We start from the raw sequence: 17,191 nt of genomic DNA, 5'->3' as shown, positions 1-17,191 counted from the left end.
CCGGGCATTCGACAGGACGATGTGGAGTGTCCCTTCCTCCGCGCTCATATTCCGAACCAGCTAGGTCTGCTCGTCGACAGGCAGCACAAGGAAGCGGTAATGGTCATCAGCGCGCGTCGTATCGAAACCCTCATCGTAAGGAAGCCACTTCAGGCGCAGGCGCTTTTTCAGCAGATTCTCTTCTTCGTCGGTCATCTCGTCACCCCAGACTGAAATCTGAGGTCGGTAGTAGCTTGCCATGTCGCGGCGTCGATCTCGAATCTTGCAGGGTAGCGAGCGAGAACATCGGACGATTAGTTCTCGGGTATCGGCAAGTCAGCGACATTTGGTACCCCCGCCACGAACAAGAGATCTGCGACCGGGTGCAGACGAGGCCTCTGCATCGACCGAGTTCTCACAAACAGAAGGCTCCGGTATAGGAAACGGTATGGACTCAAGCGTCAAGTTTGTGGAAAAACACTGGGACCGCCACATGAAACCAAAAACGGTATGGAAACGGTATAAGTCGTCATAGGCACTTGAAGTTACGGCATCTTATCTACCGTACCGCACCATAACCGATCGAATTTATTATATAAAAATGGTGCCCGGAGGCGGATTTGAACCACCGACACGCGGATTTTCAATCCGCTGCTCTACCAACTGAGCTATCCGGGCACTTCAGGTCCTTGAAGAACCTCCGCTTTTGACGGGCGGGGCTGTTTGGTGCCCCGAAAGTGAGCGGGGTTATAACATCTTGTTCGGACATGGCAAGCGCCATAGCGAAGTTTTTTGACAGTTTTTTCACGGCGCCTGTGGATGGCTTGAATACGTGCGCTGTGAAGGCCTTATCGTGGCTGAAAACGCACTATCGGCAATCCGCCAGACCTGATCAACATCAGTCAGGTGGCGGGTTCAGGCGCGGCTGATCCGGGCGAGCGGCGGTTGGGCGGCTTGGGGCAATTATGCCCCTTCCCCGCGCCGTGCGGCAAGTCCAAGCGCAAAAGGCACCACAGCCACCAGAGCCGCCATGACGGGTGAGGACGCGAAGATGCGGCTGGCAAGCGAGGTAACGGCAACGGAGCGCACAACCATCATCAGGCGCGAATTCTCGTGGTCTTTCTCGTGCCTGATATCTGTGGGTTTGTGGCGGGTTGGATGGGACGCCGATTCCAGCTTTTTCACATCGCGGCGCAGCTTTTCCAACTGTTTGCGGAGTTCGTCCAGTTCCGCGCGTATCGACTGGTCCACCGTAGCGGAAGCACGCGCCTCTCGGACAGCGGGCTTTTCTGCCTCTTTCTCCGCAGCTTCTTCATCAAGTTCAGCCAAGTGGTCGTCAAGGTCCGATGGTTTGTCGAAACCATGGGATCGCAGCGATGTCTTCATTGCAGTCTCCTGAAGTGTCCTGAATTGCGGCACCGGGCGCGCATCGCCCGTTCACGCCTTCTCAACGCCCCAGCCGGGCAAAGGATGCACATAAAGCGACGGTATCGGCACGATAGGCCGATAAAAAAACAGGCCCCGAAGGGCCTGTTCATTTGTGTGTCTTGAAGGCTTATGCCGCTTTCGCGGTGCTGCCATAGGGATCGAAGCGACCGTAGAAGGTCTCTCCCTTGGCGGCCATGTCCTTCAAAAGCGGCGTCGGCTTGAAGCGTGGGCCATAGGTCTCGCTCAGCTTCTCGGCCAGCGCCACGAAGGTCTTCACGCCCATGCCGTCGATATAGGAGAGGGCGCCGCCGGTGTAGGGCGCAAAGCCGAAACCGAGGATGGAGCCGACATCGGCCTCACGCGGGTCGGTGACGATGCCTTCTTCCACGGTGCGGGCGGCTTCCAGCGCCACGGTGACCAGAAAGCGCTGTTTCAGCACTTCCATATCCACGTCCTCCGGCTTCTGCTGAGGATAGAGATCCTTCAGGCCGGGCCAGAGGGACTTCTTGGCGGGCTTTGGCGGGTAGTCGTAAAAGCCCTTGGCGTTCTTGCGGCCAAAACGGCCCTCGCCTTCCACCAGCTTCTTCACCAGTTCCATATGGCGCGGATCGACAGCCTTTTCACCGAGATCGGCGACGGTTGCTTTCAGGATCTTGTAGGAAAGATCGATTGCCACTTCGTCGTTCAGCGCCAGCGGGCCGACCGGCATGCCGGCGAATTTCGCGGCATTCTCGATCATGGCGGGCGGCACACCCTCGATCAGCATGTCGTAGCTTTCCGCCATGTAACGCAGCACGCAGCGATTGACGAAGAAGCCGCGCGTATCGTTGACGACAATCGGCGTCTTCCTGATCTTGGCCACATAATCCAGCGCGACGGCCAGCGCCTTATCGCCCGTTTCCTTGCCGAGGATGACTTCCGTCAGCATCATCTTCTCGACCGGCGAGAAGAAGTGGATGCCGATAAAATCCACCGGGCGCTTGGAGTTCTTCGCAAGCCCGGTGATCGGCAAGGTGGAGGTGTTGGAGGCGAAAATTGCGCCTTGCGGCAACACGGCTTCCACGGCCTCGATGACGGCCTTTTTCACGTCGCGGTCTTCGAAGACGGCCTCGATGACGAGATCGGCGTCGGAGAGCGCCGCGTAATCCGCTGTCGGGGTAACGAGGTCAAGCAAGGCCTTGCCTTCATCCTGCGTCAGCCTGCCCTTGCCGATGGCGGCCTTGACGCTTTCCTCGCAATGGCCCTTGCCCTTGTCGGCGGCTTCCTGATCGCGGTCCACCAGCGTGACGGGGATACCGGCTGCGGCAGTGACATAAGCAACGGCGGCGCCCATGAAGCCCGCGCCGACGACGCCGACCTTTCTGAACTCCGTCTTCGGCTGACCGGCCGGGCGGCGCGCGCCCTTGCCCAGTTCCTGCATGGAAACAAACAGCGAGCGGATCATGCCGAAGGCTTCCTTCGAACGAAGGATTTCGGTGAAATAACGCTGCTCCACCTTCAACGCCGTATCGAACGGCAATTGCAGACCCTCATAGACGCATTTCAGGATAGCAAGTGCGGCCGGATAGTTGCCGGCGCTTTCACGGCGCAGGATCGCCGGAGCGGCCGGCCAGAGCTGGGCAGCGGCCGGCGTCCAGATGCCGCCGCCGGGGGCCTTGAAGCCTTTTTCATCCCAAGGGGCAACCGGCTTCAGGCCGTCCTTGATCATTTGCTTGGCAGCGGAAATGAGCTGATCCGGATCCACCACCTGATGAACCAGCCCCATGGCCTTGGCGCGCGCACCGGTCAGCGACTGACCGGTGGTCATCATCTGCAAGGCAGATTGCGCATCGGTCAGGCGCGGCACGCGCTGGGTGCCGCCGGCACCAGGGAAAATGCCGACCTTGACTTCAGGAAGGGCTATCTTGAGGCTTTTGGCATTCGACGCGACGCGACCGTGGCAGGCAAGCGACAGCTCGAAAGCGCCGCCCATGCAGGTGCCGTTGATGGCTGAGACCCAGGGCTTACCGTTGGTCTCCAGCTTGCGGAACAAGCCGGTCATGCGGCCGACCAGTTCGAACAGCTTGGCGGCTGCCTGATCCGGGTCCTTCGCCTTCTCGTCATTGTAGAAGGAGAACATCGACTTGATCATCGAAAGATCGGCACCGCCTGAAAACGTGCTCTTGCCGGAGGTGAAGACAACACCCTTGACGCCAGCGTCGGCGACAGTTGCGTCAACGATGGCGTTAAGTTCGTCCATCACCTTGGAAGTGAAGACATTCATGGACTTTTCCGGCATGTCCCAGGTGACAAGGGCAATGCCGTCTGCGTCCGTCTCGATGGTGAAATTGGTATAAGTGCTCATTTTGGGATTCCTCTTCCCTGAATTTCCCTGAGGTTATGACAGGCCGATGGCGAGGCCGAGAGAACCGACCACGAGAACGAGAAACACAATCAAACCCCAACGTTCGGCTCGGAGGCGGCGGACATGTGCAGAAGAAACGGGGCTGACGAACGCCCTATGATCCTGCGCCATGTCCTTTTCCAGATTGTGCCTAGCCAGTTGCTGTTCGATCTCGTTCTTGGGTCGCTCGTAAACCTCGCGCCTCATGACCAGCCTCTCAAACCCGCTCGATAACCGTCGCCGTGCCCATGCCCGCGCCGATGCAGAGCGTGACGAGCGCGGTGTTCAGATCGCGCCGCTCCAACTCGTCAAGCACCGTGCCGAGGATCATCGCTCCTGTCGCACCCAGCGGATGGCCCATGGCGATTGCGCCGCCATTGACGTTCATCCTGTCGTGGCTGATGTCGAAAGCCTGCATGTAACGCAGCACGACGGCGGCGAAGGCCTCGTTGAGTTCGAAAAGATCGATATCGGCAAGCGACATCCCGGTCTTTTTCAGAAGCTTCTCGGTCACATCCACCGGGCCGGTCAGCATCAGCGCCGGATCGGAACCGATATTGGCGAAAGCCCTGATGCGGGCACGCGGCTTCACGCCCATCGCCTCGCCGCCCGCCTTGGAACCAACCAGAACGGCGGCCGCGCCATCGACGATACCGGACGAATTGCCCGCATGGTGCACGTAGTTGATACGCTCCACTTCCGGGTGCGCCATGATGCCAACGGCTTCGAAGCCGCCCATTTCACCCGGCATTTGGAAAGAGGGGTTGAGTGAGGCAAGCGCCTGCATGTCCGTACCGGGGCGCATATGTTCGTCGCGGTCGAGGATCGTCAGGCCGTTGCGGTCCTTCACGGGGATAACGGACTTACTGAAATAACCCTTTTCCCAGGCATGTGCGGCGCGCTTCTGGCTTTCGACAGCATAGGCGTCGACATCGTCCCTGGAGAAACCGTATTTCGTGGCGATGAGATCTGCCGACACGCCCTGCGGCATGAAGAAGGCGGGGAAGTTGACCGAAGGGTCCATGTACCAGGCGCCACCAGACATGCCCATGCCGACGCGCGACATGCTTTCCACGCCGCCGGCGATGACGATATCGTCGGAGCCTGCCTTGACCTTGCCGGCCGCGAAGTTGATGGCATCGAGACCTGAAGCGCAGAAGCGCGAGATCTGCATTCCCGGTGCCTTGTTGGAATAACCGGCCTCGAAGGCGGCGGCTTTCGGGATAACTGCACCGGCATCCATGACGGGATCGACACAGCCCATGATGATGTCATCGACAGCAGACGTATCGAGCCCGTTGCGGTCGCGGATGGCTTCCAGCGTCTTGGCGGCAAGGCGAACGGAGGGCACCTCATGCAGGCTGCCATCCTTCTTGCCGCGTCCGCGCGGGGTGCGGACATGGTCATAAATGTAAACGTCGGTCATTAACTCTCTCCCTCGGCGCGTGACACGCCCTGTCAGAATGCTTCCGCAGCCAGTTCCATAATGGTGTCCGCGCCGGTTTCGATGCGGGCCTTGCGTAGCGCCGTTTCCGGCATGATGCGCTCCATATAAAACTTCGCCGTGACAAGCTTGGTCTTGAGGAAATCCTCGTCCGAAGTGCTACCTGCCGCAAGGGCTTCGCTCGCCGCCTTCGCCATGCGGGCCTGCATGTAACCCAGCACCACGATACCGAAGAGGTGCATGTAATCGGTCGAACCGGCACCGGCATTGTCTGGCTTGGCCATGGCGTTCTGCATGAACCACATGGTTGCGGCCTGTAGATCGTTCAAGCCCTTCTTCAGGCCCTTTGTGTAAAGGCTGAGCTTTTCGTCGGCGCGGTTTTCCTCGCAGAAATCGCCGATTTCCTTGAACAGCGCCATGACGGCACGGCCGCCATTCATGCCGAGCTTGCGGCCGACCAGATCGAGCGCCTGAATGCCGTTCGCACCCTCATAGATCATGGTGATGCGGGCATCGCGGACATATTGGCTCATGCCATGTTCCTCGATATAGCCGTGACCGCCGAAGACCTGTTGCGCCATTACGGCATGGTCGAAGCCCTTGTCGGTCAGCACGCCTTTGAGGATCGGCGTGACGAGACCGAGCAGGTCATCTGCCGTCTGACGCTCTTTCTCATCGGTCGACCGGTGGGCGATATCGGATTGCAGCGCGGTCCACAGAAGGAAGGCGCGACCAGCCTCGTTATAGGCCTTGATAGTCATCAGCGTACGGCGGATATCCGGGTGCACGATGATCGGATCGGCCTTTTTATCGGGGAATTTTGCCCCGGAAAGTGAACGGCCCTGAATGCGCTCGCGGGCATATTCGACCGCATTCTGATAGGCGATCTCACCCACGGACAGGCCCTGAAGGCCGACGCCGAGGCGGGCTTCGTTCATCATCACGAACATGGCGGAGAGACCCTTGTTCTCCGCACCCAAGAGATACCCCGTCGCATCGTCATAGTTCATGACGCAGGTGGCGTTGCCGTGGATGCCCATCTTGTGTTCGATCGCGCCGCAGGTGACGCCGTTGCGCTCGCCGAGCGAACCGTCCTCCTTCACGAGGAATTTCGGCACGATGAACAGTGAAATACCCTTGGTGCCTTCCGGCGCGCCCTCGATGCGGGCAATCACCAGATGGACGATATTATCAGTCATGGAATGTTCGCCGGCCGAAATGAAGATCTTCTGGCCGGAAATCTTGTAGCTGCCGTCGCCCTGCGGAACTGCTTTTGTGCGCAGCAGGCCGAGATCGGTGCCGCAATGGGGTTCCGTCAGGTTCATGGTGCCGGACCATGTTCCCTCGACCATCTTCGGCAAATAGGTTTCTTTCTGCTCCTGCGTGCCATGGGCGAGGACGGCAGCGATGGCGCCCTGCGTCAGGCCGGGATACATCATCAGCGACAGGTTGGCGGACGACATGTATTCGCCAATCGCCGCATGCAGCGTATAGGGCAGGCCCTGCCCGCCGAATTCCGGCGGTACGGCGAGGCCGATCCAGCCGCCTTCACAATAGGCGTCGTAAGCCTCCTTGAAACCATCAGGAACGGAAACCGAACCATCATCTGCACGCTTGCAGCCCTGTTGATCGCCAGACAGGTTCAGCGGGAAAAGCCGCTCCTCGGCAAGTTTCGCCGCCTCGCCGGTAATAGCCTCGATCATGTCGGGGGTTGCATCCTCGAAGCCGGGCAGGTTGTTATACCGCTCGAGGCCAAGAACGTCGTTCAGAATAAAAAGCGTGTCTTTAACTGGGGCCTTGTAAACAGGCATTACCGATGTTCCTCCGCATCGTGAAAGCCGGAGCCGATCCGGCCGATATGGGATGACAATATTTGACGTGCGCGTAAACGTCAAATAAATTCCGGTCGAATGTCATTGCCCTTTTTCCGCGCAATGCTTGGCCAGCCCCACGCGAAAGCGTCACGCGCCGCAAAAGTTAAAAAATTCCAACCATAGTTAACCACTTCTTTACCACGTTTCGTGAATTCTCCGACACGAGGTAACTGCTTCGTCAATCGAAGCATTTTCCTTCATGGGGGCAAATACCGGCTCTAGAATTGCTGCATGTTGTGCGACGGCATTATCAGGCGGGTAGCCGTTGCAACAAACACCGGGCACGCCGGACGGAAGCGAAGCGAGCGAGAAGATGAACGGATTGCGATCGAAAAACCAAAGCCCGAGCGACAGGTCGTCTCTTGATGCTCTCAATCGCACCATTGAAGGCCTTGAAGCCCGCATCGAAGGGCTGATGAGCCAGAAATTTCCGCGCGACCCCCGCGCCACGACAGCTGAGCCGAAAAACGAGGCCCATGCCGCGCCGCGCGAGCCACGCGCCACCGTCACCCCGCCGCAACTCGACCCGGTCAACGAAATCCGCCAGCGCCAGCGCCTGCTTGAGGCAAGCTTCCAGCGCCCGCAGGAGCCCGTTGCGCGCCCGGAACGAACCATTACCAGACCGCTTGCGCCTGAATACCGGCCGAACGACGTGCAGAACGCGGCGGCCAACCCCGCACCGCGCGCGCGCTCCATCCCGCCCTATCAGGAGCAGCAGCGAAACGACGCGGCCTTGCAGGAGATCGCGCAGGCGCTCGTCAACCTGCGGCATGAGCTGAAGCACGATATTTCAGAAGGCGTGGCGCGCGAAGCGCAAGGGCTGCGAGCCGAAATCCGAAACATTCGCGCGATCGCGGAAGACCAGCAGTTCATCGGCGACCTGCGCGACGATATTGCAAGGCTTGCCGGCAGCATCGACCAGCTCGGCAATCTGGCCTCTCCCGATGCCTACGGGCTGCGCAATGAATTCGATGACCTGCGCCTCACCATCGACCAGCTTGCGCGTGAAGACAGCGTACATCGGATCGAAAGCCGCTGGAACACCGTGGAAGACACGTTGCGCGGTTTCGACACGGCCTCGCTGCAGGACGAAATCGTCTCGCTCGCCTATCGTCTCGACGACATCAAGACCCAGCTCGGCGGCATGAGCAACAATCCCGCCGTGCGCGTGCTTGAGGAAAAGCTGATCACCATCGCAAGCGCGGTGGAGCAGCTCGGCAAGCATATGCAGCCGAACGAGGCTGCCTTTACCGAACAGTTTTCCGGTCTGGACCAACGACTGGATGAAATCAGCCGCGCCATTGCCGCTACTGGCGCCCGCTCCAACAATGCACAGGCCACCGACCACGCACTGGCACAGCGGCTGGAAACCCGCCTGAACGGCCTTGCCGAACAGCTCGGTGATATCAATCGTATTGCCGCCGCAAAGCCGGATCCTGCTGTGGATCTCACCGCCCGTCTTGAAACGCTGGCCGCCAAGATCGACGAATTGAGCACGGCGCGCGACGCGGCACAGCTGCACGAGCGGCTGGACCAGCTTTCCCTGCTTCTGGAGCGTTCGCAGCGCCCCTCACAGCAGGCGGAACTGACATCGTTCCTCAGCGACATTTCCCGCAAGATCGACGCGCTGGATCACGGCACCATCAATGACGGCCTGGCGGAACGGCTCGACACGCTTTCTCGGCGCATCGAAGACCTTGACTATCGCTACAGCCAGCCGCAGCCCGTTGCTGGTTTCAACGAAGGCACTTTCTCGCGCCTGGAAGAACGGCTTGGCGATATCGCGGCGCGTCTGGACGAGACCGCCCATGCCGCACCCGCCGACAGCGGCGCTTTGCTCAGCCTAGAAAATCAGATCGCCCATCTCTCCTCGCTAATCAGCCAGCCGGGTCATCACCAGCCGGCGGGCATGTCGCCGGAACTCGATGCCCGCATGTCGGCGATCGAGGACTACATGGCGTCCAACGATGAGTATATCATCGAAGCGGCTCGACAGGCGGCCGAGGCTGTTCTGGACGCCTTTACGCGCAACAATGTCTCCTCCGGCGCAAACCTCGCCGATATGACGATGCTGACCGATCTTGCCACCGATCTTCGCAGCCTCGAGGCGCTGAGCCGCAACACGGAAGAACGCACGCACCGCACCTTCGAGGCGCTGCACGAAACGCTGGTGCAGATTGCCGGTCGACTGGACAGCCTTGATAATCGCGCTCCCGCTCCCGCCTATCGCGAAGAGGCAGCGCCACGCAACGTCGCGCAGCATATGATTACGCCCGCCCGCGAAGACGTGGCCATGCCGGCCGCCATCTTCCCGCAAGAGGGCTACATCACCGAAGAACAGCTTATTCTCGAAGACACGCGCGATGTCGGCGAAAACGGCGCGGATGCGATGGCAATCGTGCCGCCCGCCGCTGCAAAACCCGCAAAAGCAGAGAAAAAGAGCCTGCTTGCCGGCCTGACCAAGCGTTTCAAAACCGGCACGGCGAAGACCGCCAAATCGGCAGAAGAACCCGTATCGGCAACCACCACCCGCACGCAGGTGGAACCCGCCCCTTCGCTCGATCCGATCGACGTGCTGCCCGCGGGCCAGGAGAACGAACTTCTGGAGCCCGGCTCGGGCGCGCCTGACATCAAGAAAATACTGGAACGGGTGCGCGCCAGCCAGGTCGCTTCCAGCGGCAAGGCGGCGGACGCAGAAGGCCGCACGGATTTCATCGCCGCCGCCCGTCGCGCAGCGCAGGCTGCCGCCATGGAAACCTCCCCGGAGAAGCTTGAAACCGGCAAGAAAAATCGCAAGCCCGACGCTTCGGCGCTTTCACGTTATCGTCGCCCGCTGCTGCTCGGCATCGGCGCCATTCTTCTTGCGATGATGGCCATGCCGCTCGTCAAGACGATGATGGGCGGCGCGGAAGCCCCGGCACCGGTCATCGAAGAGAAGATGGGCGATGCCCCGGTCTCCGCACTTCCCGAGACCGGCGACAAGGCCGTGACCATTCCGTCCGAACTGGCTATCGATCCGCAGGAGGCGGCATCCGCCGACAGCATCGAAAACGCAGCACCATCGGAAAACACCATCGATCCGCGTACCATTGGCGGCGCGCCGCTTGCCAATGAACCGCCTGTTGCCGATGCGCCCGCTGTGGATGCGGCGACATCAGGCACTGTCGCACAGAGTGAGCCGCAGGCACCGGTGCAGGCCGCCACCACGGCTGCCGCCGCCCAGGGCGCGATCGCGGTTCCCGCCGGTATCGAGCCAGCATCGCTGGCGGAAGCCGCAGCGAAAGGCGACACACAGGCGCTGTACGAGATTGCAGCACGCTACACCGAAGGTCGCGGCCTTGCCGCCGATCGCACGGAAGCCGCCAAATGGTACAAGCTGGCTGCGGATCGCGGCCTTGCTCCCGCACAATATCGTCTCGCCAACCTTTACGAGAAGGCGAATGGCGTCGAGCGCAACCTTTCCGAAGCGAAGCGCTATTACACGCTGGCAGCAGAACAGGGCAATGCAGGCGCCATGCACAATCTCGCTGTCCTGCTCGCCTCCGATGCGGCCGGCCAGCCGGATTTCACCACCGCCGCGCAATGGTTCATCAAGGCTTCCGAACTCGGCGTCCGCGACAGCCAGTTCAACCTTGCCATTCTCTACGCGCGCGGAAGCGGCGTGAAGCAGGATATCGAGGAATCCTACAAGTGGTTCTCCATTGCAGCCAAGGATGGCGACACGGACGCTGCCCAGAAGCGTGACGAGGTTGCGGGAGCGATGAACCCGCAGCAACTTCAGAGCGCACGTGCGAAAGCCGACGCGTGGAAGGTCAAGCCGCTTTCGGAAGACGCCAACAGTGTCAACCCGCCCGAGGAATGGGCTGGCAAGGACGGCGTGAAGACTGCCTCCGTGGACATGGAAAAGGCGATCCGCAACATTCAGGCGATCCTGAACAAGAACGGTTTCGATGCCGGCCAGCCCGACGGCAAGCTTGGCAAGAACACGGTTACCGCCATCAAGGATTTCCAGAAATCCGTTGGCCAGACACCCGACGGGCGCATCACCAACGAGCTGGTGACAGCGCTGCTCGCCCGAAACAAATAACCGTTTCGCAACGGACGAGGCGGCCTCCCCGGCCGCTTCCCCGCAGTTTGGCGCCGGAATGTGGCGCTGCTCCCACGCCTGATCGCTATCTTTCCAAATTATCAACGTATTTACCGTTGAATGTTGACACGTCGGACCCTCGCGGGCATGACGGATGAAGGCTGGGCATGCCCGGTCTTTTCAGACAGAAAATGTAAATCGCGGCGCGGCCCCACACCCGGACAAGCCCTGCCGCCCGGAACCATTTGCCCGAGGTCCGAGCCGTGACTGTCTATCTGCCGATTGCAGAACTGTCGGTGAACATTTTCATCATTCTCGGCATGGGCGCGGCCGTCGGTTTTCTTTCCGGCATGTTCGGCGTGGGCGGCGGTTTTCTCATCACCCCCTTGTTGATTTTTTACAATATTCCGCCCGTAGTGGCTGTGGCGACGGGCGCAAACCAGGTGGTGGCCTCTTCCGTCTCCGGCTCGATCACGCATTTCCGGCGCGGAACGCTGGATGTGAAGCTTGGGAGCGTCCTGCTGGTCGGCGGTCTTGTAGGCGCTACGGTGGGCGTGTGGATATTCTCCTTCCTGCGCAGCATCGGCCAGCTCGATCTCATCGTTTCGCTGCTTTACGTCATCCTGCTCGGCACTGTCGGCACCTTGATGCTGAAGGAGAGCATTTCCGCCCTGCGCCGCGCTGCCCGTAATGAGACGGTGACGCTGCGCCGCCCCGGCCATCACAACTGGGTTCACCGCCTGCCGCTGAAAATGCGGTTCAAGAAGTCGAAGATATATCTCAGCATCATTCCCGTCGTCACGCTGGGTTTCGGTATCGGCATCCTTACCTCGATCATGGGTGTCGGCGGCGGCTTCATCATGGTGCCGGCCATGATTTATCTTCTGCGTATTCCGACCAACGTCGTTGTCGGGACCTCACTGTTCCAGATCATTTTCGTTACCGCCTATACGACCATCGTTCAGGCCGCGACGAACTATTCCGTCGATGTGGTGCTGGCCTTCATCCTAATGGTCGCGGGCGTCATCGGCGCGCAATATGGCGTGCGCGTCGGGCAGAAACTGCGCGGCGAACAGCTGCGCGCGCTTTTGGCGCTTCTGGTGCTTGCAGTCGCCCTTCGCCTTGCCGTGGCACTGGTTGTTCGCCCTGAGGACCTGTTTTCGGTCGCCGTCGGAGGGTTAGGTTATTGACCCACCGCCTGCTGCTTTGCGCCTTTCTGCTTATCGGTTCCTGCCTTGCCTTTACCGCTTCGGCACAGACACCACCGCTTGCCCTGCCTCCCGGCACACAGCAGAGGTCCTTGCAGGAAAATATCGAAATCGGCGCATCGACGACGGAGATTCCGATCACCTCCGATTTCCGCGGGGCGGATTTCACGCTTTTCGGCGCCCTTAACAACACCGACCAGTTGCTGCTCGCAATCGGCCAATATGATATCGTCGTCACCCTCGAAGGCCCCAGCGACTACATGACGGTGCGCAAGAAGGAGCGCGTGGCCGGTATCTGGATCAATACCAGCGCCATCACCTTCACGCCGCTGCCGGAATCCTATTCCATGGCCAGCACGCGCGATATCAGCGCCGTCGCTTCGCCTGGCACCTTGCGGGCCATGGGGCTTGGTGTCGAACATCTGTCGCTCAAAAGTGCGGTGTTTTCCGGCGTGCCCGACAATGTCTTCGATTTTCAGGAGGCCTATCGGCGCCTGCGGCTTTCAAGCGGCATCTATCGCAACGACACGACCGGCGTGCGGCTTGAACGCACCGGTCTGTTCTGGGCAACCTTGCGCCTGCCCGCCAACGTCCCGAACGGCGTGCATACGGCCCGTGCCTATCTCTTCAAGAGCGGAAATTTCATCGCCCAGCGCGAGCTGAAACTGCGCGTCGTCAAGACCGGCATGGAACAGGCAATCACCGATGCCGCGCATCAGACACCGCTTGCCTATGGCGCGCTGTGCGTTCTCCTCGCCGTCGTCACGGGCTGGAGTGCCAGTATTATTTTCCGCAAGGACTGAGTGTTTTTCATTCCCGTAAAAGAGCGCGTCTTTCGCCTTCGGCGTAAAAGATAGCGTTCGCTTCCTTCAATGGTTTGCGGTAAAATTCAAGACGTTACAACCACGTACGCAGCTTATGGCGGCAAGTGCGGTTGTGACCGGGATGAAAAGGAGAAATGTCATGTTCAAGCACATTCTCATTCCCACCGATGGCTCGCCGCTGGCGCAGATCGCAATCGACCAAGGGTTCGCTCTCGCCAGAGAGGCAGGCGCAAAGGTGACCGTCGTGACGGTGTCCGAACCCTTTCACGTGATTGCCAGCGATGTCGAGGACATTGCCGCCATTGCCGAAGAGGAATTCCACCGTTGCGAGGAGGCGGAGCATTTTCTGAGAGATACGCAGGCGCACGCCGCATCGATGGGGCTGGATTGCGAAGCCCTGCTGGCGCGGGCGGGACGGCCGGATGAGGCGATTGTCGAAATCGCCAACAGGACCGGCTGCGACCTCATCGCCATGGCTTCGCACCGGCGCAGAAGCTTCGTCGAGATGCTTGTCGGCAGCGTTACGGCCAAGGTGCTGAAAAACTCGAAGATACCGGTGCTGGTATACCGCCAATAGACGGGCGGAGCGATGCGCTCAGCCGAGCAGATTTGAAAACCGTACCGAATAGATGCGGTCCCGCCCCATCAGATGCGCGACGAGTGCAGCGTGGTCAAAGAGACCGCGCATGGCCTTGTGCCGCAAATCCAGTCCGCCGCTCATCACCCCGAAGGCCGGCATCAACAGGCGGGAACCATCGGTGGCGAAACAGGGACGCCGCACCGTTTTTTCGCGACGGCGAACAGTGGCGGAGGGATGCAGATGGCCTGCGATTTCACCCGCAGCATCTCCTACCTTAGGCTCGTGGCGGAAAACGAGATTGCCATAAAACATCTCATCTACCGAAGAACCCGGCAGATCGACCGTGCCATCCGGATCGTGGTTGCCGTTGATCCATATCCAGTCACGGCCACGGGCCATCTCGCGGATCAGTTCGCGCAGCATAAGCGGCAGATGCTCGGACCCGACCCGATCGTGGAAATTGTCGCCGAGGCTGACGACGATCTTCGGATCGTAACGGCTGACAAGGGAAGACAGGATTTTGAGGGTAGCGATCGTGTCGTAAGGCGGCAGCATGCGCCCGCGCCGGGCAAAGGCCGCACCTTTTTCCAGATGCAGGTCCGAGACAACCAGCAGCGACTGATCGGGCAGGTAAAGCCCACCCAACGGGTCACACCAGGCGGCGACGCCGTTGATGGCAGTTTCGCTGCCAAGGCATTCGAAGCCATTGGAAAACCTGTCGCTCAATGTCAGTCGGCTTAGCACTTTTGTGGTCGTTCCTTCATTCCAGTTTGATGCTTCAGGACATGGCTTCGGCGATAAGCTCGTCTGCGGCCTCGGCCAGCACCTGATCCATCGCCTCGCCCGCCACCGTCTCGCGGCCGATTTCCAGCATGACGGGAACGGCAAGCGGCGAGACGTGCTCCAGTGCACGATGGGTGGTGTGACCCTTGATTCGCTTCAGCATATCGCCAAGACGGCCAATGTCCAAAAGTCCCGCCGCCGCATCACGTCTGGTTGCCTCCAGCAGAATATGATCCGGCTCATGGCTGCGAAGAACGTCATAAATAAGATCGGCGGAGACCGTGACCTGACGGCCCGTCTTTTCCTTGCCGGGATGGCGGCGTTCGATGAGGCCGGAAATGACGGCACAGTTGCGGAAGGTCCGCTTCAGCATGAAGGATTCGTCCAGCCACGCCTCCAGATCGTCGCCCAGCATGTCCTCGTCGAGAAGTTCCGCCAACGACAGGCGGCGGGATTTCAGCCGCCTGCCAATATCCTCCATGGCCCAGATGGCGAGCGAATAATCGGTGGCAACGAAGCCCATGGGCTTTGCGCCTGCCCGTTCCAGCCGCCGTGTCAGAAGCATGCCGAGGGTCTGGTGAGCCAGCCGCCCTTCAAAAGGATACATGACCATGAAGAAGCGTTTGCGGAAGGGAAATGTCTCGACCAGCAGCTCGTCGCGCTTGGGAATGATCGATTTTTCCTTCTGGATTGCCAGCCAGTCGCGCACCTGATCCGGCAGCGACTGCCAGCGGGCGGGATCGGACAGCATGGAGCGCACCTGGTCCGCAAGGTAGGTGGAAAGCGGAAACTTGCCGCCGGCATAGGAGGGTATCTTCGGGTCCATCGAAAAGGCCTGCGACACCAGGCATTCATTCTCCCGGATGCCTTCGAAGCGCAGAACCTTGCCGGCAAACAGGAAGGTATCGCCCTGCACCAGCTGCTCGAGGAAATATTCCTCGACCTTGCCGAGCGACATGCCGCCGCGTCCGACCGAGCCCTTGGCATTGCGCTTGACCATGCGGACATTGAGTTCCGCAGCCTCGACGATGGTGCCGAGGTTGAGGCGATATTGCTGCGCGACCGCCGGATTGGAGACACGCCAGCGGCTGTCCTTCATCTGGCGGATGCGGGCGTAACGTTCATAGGTGCGCAGTGCGTATCCACCGGTAGCGGTAAAATCCACGACGCGGTCGAAGGTAGAACGCGGTAGATTGGCATAGGGTGAAGCGCTGGTCACTTCACGATAGAGATCATCCGCATCGAAAGGTTCGGCGCAGGCCATACCGAGCACATGCTGGGCAAGAACATCCAGTGCGCCTTGCGCGATGGGGGGCGTATCCTGCGCGCCGATATAGTTCGCATCGAGTGCGGCCCGGCACTCCATCACCTCGAAACGGTTGGCGGGAACGAGGATTGCCTTTGACGGCTCATCCATGCGGTGATTGGCGCGGCCGATGCGTTGGGCAAGGCGGCTCGCCCCCTTTGGCGCGCCGACATGCACGACGAGATCGACATCGCCCCAGTCTATGCCGAGATCGAGCGTGGAGGTGGCGACGACCGCGCGCAATTTGTTTTCAGCCATCGCGGCCTCCACCCGGCGGCGCTGTCCGGCATCCAGCGAACCGTGATGCAAGGCGATCGGAAGATTATCGTCGTTTACATTCCAGAGTTCCTGAAAAATCCGTTCCGCCTGCGAACGGGTGTTAACGAAGATGAGCGTCGTCTGGTGCGCCTTCAGAGCGGGATACAAATCCTTCATGGCGTAGCGCGCGGAATGGCCGGACCACGGAATACGCTCCTCCGTCTGCAGAATGGCGATGTTTGGCTTGGCTCCGCCTTCCACTGTTATAAGACCTGCGGGCGGTTCTCCCTGCCCCTGCGGTGCCAGGTAACGTCGCAAATCCATCGGCTCCGCCACCGTGGCGGAAAGGCCAATGAAGCGGACATGCGGCGCGTGCCTGCGCACCCGCGCGAGCGCGAGCGACAGCAGATGGCCACGCTTGGAGGTGACGAGCGAGTGCAGCTCATCCAGCACCACATATTTCAGGTCGCGGAAAAAGCGCTCGGCTTCCTTGTTGGCAAGCAGCAGCGACACCTGTTCCGGCGTCGTCAGGAGAATATCGGGCGGTTTGACCTTCTGGCGCTGGCGTTTTGCCTGCGGCGTATCGCCGGTGCGGGTTTCGATTGAGATCGGCAGGCCCATTTCCGTGACAGGCTTGGTGAGATTGCGTTCGATATCCACCGCAAGTGCCTTGAGCGGCGAGATGTAAAGCGTGTGCACGCCGACAAAGGCGGAGCCCGGCGGCACCTTGCCGCGTTCAGCAAGATCGGTGAGCGACGCCATGAAGCCGCCCAGCGTCTTGCCGGCACCCGTCGGTGCAATCAGCAGCATGTTTTCGCCGCCACGCGCCCGAGCCATCAGCTCCAATTGATGCGCGCGCGGGGACCACCCTTTTTCGGCAAACCATTTCTGGAATGAAGGGGGCAAGGTGCCGACATGCGTGCCGGAAATGGGAGACTCAGCGTGTTTCACGCCTTCAAGGTAGTGAGAAACCTTGAAAAAAGAAGAGCGGAACAGAGCTGCTTGACAGGAATGCATAATCATGGATAAATAATATC

At 60.1% G+C, this 17,191-nt stretch carries 13 protein-coding genes and 1 tRNA gene; 4 read left to right on the top strand and 10 right to left on the bottom strand.

Annotated elements, in window-relative coordinates; translation table 11 throughout:
• Window positions 1-60 precede the first annotated feature (60 nt).
• The 8 genes from ACZ5A6_RS00700 to ACZ5A6_RS00665 form a co-directional block, all read right to left on the bottom strand.
• Complete coding sequence (locus tag ACZ5A6_RS00700; RefSeq protein WP_464110967.1) at window positions 61-195, bottom strand: hypothetical protein; 135 nt, start codon at window positions 193-195, stop codon at window positions 61-63.
• 386 nt (window positions 196-581) lie between these two features.
• Window positions 582-657 (bottom strand) — tRNA-Phe (locus ACZ5A6_RS00695).
• A gap of 285 nt (window positions 658-942) precedes the next feature.
• Window positions 943-1,365 (bottom strand): hypothetical protein, encoded by a 423-nt coding sequence (locus tag ACZ5A6_RS00690; protein WP_174060702.1) that lies wholly within the window; start codon window positions 1,363-1,365, stop codon window positions 943-945.
• Window positions 1,366-1,534: 169 nt separating this feature from the next.
• Window positions 1,535-3,751, bottom strand: coding sequence for a 3-hydroxyacyl-CoA dehydrogenase NAD-binding domain-containing protein (locus ACZ5A6_RS00685; protein WP_174060700.1), 2,217 nt, complete (start codon window positions 3,749-3,751; stop codon window positions 1,535-1,537).
• A 33-nt stretch (window positions 3,752-3,784) separates the two neighbouring features.
• A complete protein-coding gene (locus ACZ5A6_RS00680; RefSeq protein ID WP_003514982.1) occupies window positions 3,785-3,997 on the bottom strand; it encodes a hypothetical protein in 213 nt (70 codons plus the stop codon).
• A 10-nt stretch (window positions 3,998-4,007) separates the two neighbouring features.
• A complete protein-coding gene (locus ACZ5A6_RS00675) occupies window positions 4,008-5,216 on the bottom strand; it encodes an acetyl-CoA C-acetyltransferase (protein ID WP_065688356.1) in 1,209 nt (402 codons plus the stop codon).
• A 32-nt stretch (window positions 5,217-5,248) separates the two neighbouring features.
• Entirely contained in the window at window positions 5,249-7,045 is a 1,797-nt protein-coding gene (locus ACZ5A6_RS00670; protein WP_174060699.1) for an acyl-CoA dehydrogenase C-terminal domain-containing protein, read from the bottom strand.
• A gap of 80 nt (window positions 7,046-7,125) precedes the next feature.
• The gene (locus ACZ5A6_RS00665) at window positions 7,126-7,290 is read right to left on the bottom strand and encodes a hypothetical protein (protein WP_162633644.1); all 165 of its coding nucleotides are present in this window, start codon (window positions 7,288-7,290) and stop codon (window positions 7,126-7,128) included.
• A gap of 131 nt (window positions 7,291-7,421) precedes the next feature.
• Between ACZ5A6_RS00665 and podJ the strand changes: the two genes are divergently transcribed.
• From podJ to ACZ5A6_RS00645, 4 genes are all read left to right on the top strand, one after another.
• Window positions 7,422-11,195: a cell division protein PodJ gene (podJ, locus tag ACZ5A6_RS00660; RefSeq protein ID WP_464111080.1), complete on the top strand. Its 3,774-nt coding sequence runs from the start codon at window positions 7,422-7,424 to the stop codon at window positions 11,193-11,195.
• 263 nt (window positions 11,196-11,458) lie between these two features.
• Entirely contained in the window at window positions 11,459-12,385 is a 927-nt protein-coding gene (locus tag ACZ5A6_RS00655) for a sulfite exporter TauE/SafE family protein (protein WP_003514964.1), read from the top strand.
• Window positions 12,382-13,206, top strand: coding sequence for a TIGR02186 family protein (locus ACZ5A6_RS00650; protein ID WP_013635439.1), 825 nt, complete (start codon window positions 12,382-12,384; stop codon window positions 13,204-13,206). The genes ACZ5A6_RS00655 and ACZ5A6_RS00650 overlap by 4 nt, the downstream gene beginning before the upstream one ends.
• Window positions 13,207-13,366: 160 nt before the next feature.
• Window positions 13,367-13,804 (top strand): universal stress protein, encoded by a 438-nt coding sequence (locus ACZ5A6_RS00645; protein WP_003514961.1) that lies wholly within the window; start codon window positions 13,367-13,369, stop codon window positions 13,802-13,804.
• An 18-nt stretch (window positions 13,805-13,822) separates the two neighbouring features.
• Here ACZ5A6_RS00645 and pdeM read toward each other — a convergent pair whose 3' ends face one another.
• On the bottom strand, window positions 13,823-14,551 hold the full coding sequence (pdeM, locus tag ACZ5A6_RS00640) for a ligase-associated DNA damage response endonuclease PdeM (RefSeq protein WP_003514959.1): 729 nt from the start codon (window positions 14,549-14,551) through the stop codon (window positions 13,823-13,825).
• A 34-nt stretch (window positions 14,552-14,585) separates the two neighbouring features.
• Window positions 14,586-17,177, bottom strand: a complete 2,592-nt coding sequence (locus ACZ5A6_RS00635; RefSeq protein WP_236776005.1) for a ligase-associated DNA damage response DEXH box helicase — start codon at window positions 17,175-17,177, stop codon at window positions 14,586-14,588.
• Window positions 17,178-17,191: the final 14 nt, after the last annotated feature.

The organism is Agrobacterium sp. 6Ca8 (assembly GCF_055382765.1).
The sequence above is the reverse complement of the archived record's forward strand: the minus strand, read 5'-3'. Positions and strand labels throughout refer to the sequence as shown.

Bases quoted from the DNA above. Each gene is read 5' to 3' on its own strand.
- ACZ5A6_RS00670 (WP_174060699.1), bottom strand. From the start codon at position 7,045: ATGCCTGTTTACAAGGCCCCAGTTAAAGACACGCTTTTTATTCTGAAC.
- ACZ5A6_RS00685 (WP_174060700.1), bottom strand. From the start codon at position 3,751: ATGAGCACTTATACCAATTTCACCATCGAGACGGACGCAGACGGCATT.
- ACZ5A6_RS00645 (WP_003514961.1), top strand. From the start codon at position 13,367: ATGTTCAAGCACATTCTCATTCCCACCGATGGCTCGCCGCTGGCGCAG.
- ACZ5A6_RS00635 (WP_236776005.1), bottom strand. From the start codon at position 17,177: ATGATTATGCATTCCTGTCAAGCAGCTCTGTTCCGCTCTTCTTTTTTC.
- ACZ5A6_RS00680 (WP_003514982.1), bottom strand. From the start codon at position 3,997: ATGAGGCGCGAGGTTTACGAGCGACCCAAGAACGAGATCGAACAGCAA.
- podJ (WP_464111080.1), top strand. From the start codon at position 7,422: ATGAACGGATTGCGATCGAAAAACCAAAGCCCGAGCGACAGGTCGTCT.
- ACZ5A6_RS00690 (WP_174060702.1), bottom strand. From the start codon at position 1,365: ATGAAGACATCGCTGCGATCCCATGGTTTCGACAAACCATCGGACCTT.
- ACZ5A6_RS00675 (WP_065688356.1), bottom strand. From the start codon at position 5,216: ATGACCGACGTTTACATTTATGACCATGTCCGCACCCCGCGCGGACGC.
- ACZ5A6_RS00700 (WP_464110967.1), bottom strand. From the start codon at position 195: ATGACCGACGAAGAAGAGAATCTGCTGAAAAAGCGCCTGCGCCTGAAG.